This is a genomic window from Actinoalloteichus spitiensis RMV-1378 (assembly GCF_000239155.1).
In the GTDB taxonomy this organism is placed as follows: domain Bacteria; phylum Actinomycetota; class Actinomycetes; order Mycobacteriales; family Pseudonocardiaceae; genus Actinoalloteichus_B; species Actinoalloteichus_B spitiensis.
This window is the reverse complement of the sequence record NZ_AGVX02000454.1, coordinates 1-2,257: the sequence shown is the minus strand read 5'-3', so window position 1 is coordinate 2,257 and position 2,257 is coordinate 1. Positions and strand designations below refer to the sequence as shown.

Annotated in this window: 2 protein-coding genes; both read left to right on the top strand. The window is 70.9% G+C overall.

Annotated elements, in window-relative coordinates; all coding sequences use genetic code 11:
* Nucleotides 1-251 precede the first annotated feature (251 nt).
* Nucleotides 252-1,535, top strand: a complete 1,284-nt coding sequence (locus tag ACTIDRAF_RS0218990) for a M20/M25/M40 family metallo-hydrolase (RefSeq protein ID WP_016700312.1) — start codon at nt 252-254, stop codon at nt 1,533-1,535.
* A 109-nt stretch (nt 1,536-1,644) separates the two neighbouring features.
* Nucleotides 1,645-2,257 (top strand): M55 family metallopeptidase (locus ACTIDRAF_RS0218985; RefSeq protein WP_016700311.1); only part of this gene is annotated, 613 nt, incomplete at its 3' end.

The window sequence follows — 2,257 nt, the reverse complement described above, 5'->3', positions numbered from 1 at the left end:
GGCGGGGGCGGTGGTCACCGCCAGCATCCCCGCCGCGACCCCGACAGCCCACTTTCTCATGCTCATGCCGTACCGTCCCCTATCCGCTGAGTGAAGAGAAGAAACCACTAGAGACAGCGGTAAGTCAACGACTGTCGCCCAGGTGTAGCCAGACGTAACCTGATCGTCTGTACTTCGCCGTGGTGGGCTGCGGGCTGCCCGGTCGGGGCCCAGCCTGGGCGCAGGGCGACCGGCAGGAAGGCGGCGGGCGAGTGGATCCGGCGGAACTGTGTGCGCGACTCATCCGGTTCGACACGAGCAACCGGGGCGGCGGTGACGCCGAGGGCGAGCGGGATGCGGCGGAGTTCGTCGCCGGGCTGCTCAGCGATGCCGGGTACGCGCCGGTGGTGTTGGAGTCGGCGCCGCGGCGGAGCAACGTGGTGGTGCGGGTGCCGGGTGAGGACCGGGATGCGCCGGGGGTGCTGGTGCACGGGCATCTGGACGTGGTGCCGGCTGATCCGGCGTTGTGGTCGGTGGATCCCTTCGCCGGGGAGGTCCGGGACGGGTTCGTGTGGGGTCGTGGTGCGGTGGACATGAAGGACATGTGCGCGATGGTGGTGTCGGTGTTGGTCGGGTGGGCGCGGGAGGGTCGGCGGCCGCGTCGGGATGTGGTGGTGGCGTTCGTGGCCGATGAGGAGGACAACGGCGAGTTCGGCGCGGGCTGGTTGGTGAAGAACCACGCGCAGTTGTTCGAGGGGTGCGCGGCGGCGATCAGTGAGAGCGGCGGGGTCAGTTACGAGGTGGAGGGGGTGCGGCTGTACCCGGTGGGGACGGCCGAGCGGGGGACGGCGCACATGCGGGTGACGGCGACGGGGCGGGCTGGGCACGGGTCGCGGCGCAACGAGGAGAACGCGGTGCACCGGTTGGTGGCGGCGGTGCACCGGGTGGCGGAGTACGAGTGGCCGGTCCAGCTGACGCCGACGGTGCGGGAGTTCCTGGTGCGGACGTCCTCGGCGTTGGGGGTGCGGTGTGATCTGGAGGACGTGCCGGGAACGGTGGAGCGGTTGGGGGCGGCCGGGGCGTTGGTGGCCTCGACGGTGCGCAACAGTGTGACGCCGACGGTGTTGTCGGCTGGGTACAAGGTGAACGTGGTTCCCTCGACGGCCGTGGCCGAGTTGGACGCGCGGGCGTTGCCGGGTTCGGGGGATGACCTGTTGGCGACGGTGGACCGGTTGTTGGGTCCGGGGGTGAGTCGGGAGCAGTTGGTGTACAACCCGGCGGTGGAGTCGCCGGTGGACTCCCCGTGGTTCGAGTCGATGGCCGAGGCGGTGCGGGCGGAGGACCCGGAGGCGGTGGTGGTCCCCTACTGCCTGGGTGGGGGCACGGATGCGAAGTCGTTCGCGAAGCTGGGTATCCACGGGTACGGGTTCTCCCCGCTGCGGGTACCGGCCGGGTATGACTACCGTGCCATGGCGCACGGGGTGGACGAGCGGGTGCCGGTGGCGGGGTTGGAGTTCGGGGTGCGTGTTCTGGACCGGTTCCTCCTCGGGTGTTGACCCGCGTTGTGCGCAGCCGGGGTCCGGAGTGCACGCCAAACGGTGGAATTCGGGGCGGTAGCGGCGGGTGTGGCGTGCTCGGGCCCCGGGTGATCACTAGGGTGGCCGGGTGCGCATCCTGATCTCGGCCGACATGGAAGGTGCCACCGGCGTCACGTGGACCGATGACGTGGTGCCGGGCACTGAGCAGTGGCAGCGGTTCCGGGCGATGTTCACCGGGGACGTCAACGCGTGCGTGGAGGGCCTGTTCGCCGGCGGCGCGGTGGACGTGCTGGTCAACGAGGCGCATTCCTCGCAGCGGAACCTGCTGTTGGAGTCGTTGGACGTGCGGGCCCGGTTGCTGACCGGGCGGCACAAGCCGCTGTCGATGATGCAGGGCGTGGACTCCGGGGTGGACGGGGTGGTGTTCCTCGGCTACCACGCTGCCGCCGGGGTGGACGGGGTGCTGGCGCACACCTACCTGGAGAACTCGATCACCGGGGTCTGGTTGGACGGGGTGCTGGCCAGCGAGGGCCGGTTGAACGCGGCCCTGGCCGGTGAGCACGGGGTCCCGGTGCTGGCGGTCACGGGGGACGACCTGACCTGCCAGGATGCCGCCGAGTACGCGCCGGGGGCGGAGTTGGCGGTGGTGAAGGAGTGTGTGAGCCGGTACGCGGCGATCTGCCTGCCGCCGGCGCGGGCGGCGGAGGTCGTGCGAGCCGCGGCGGAGGCCGGGATGGCCC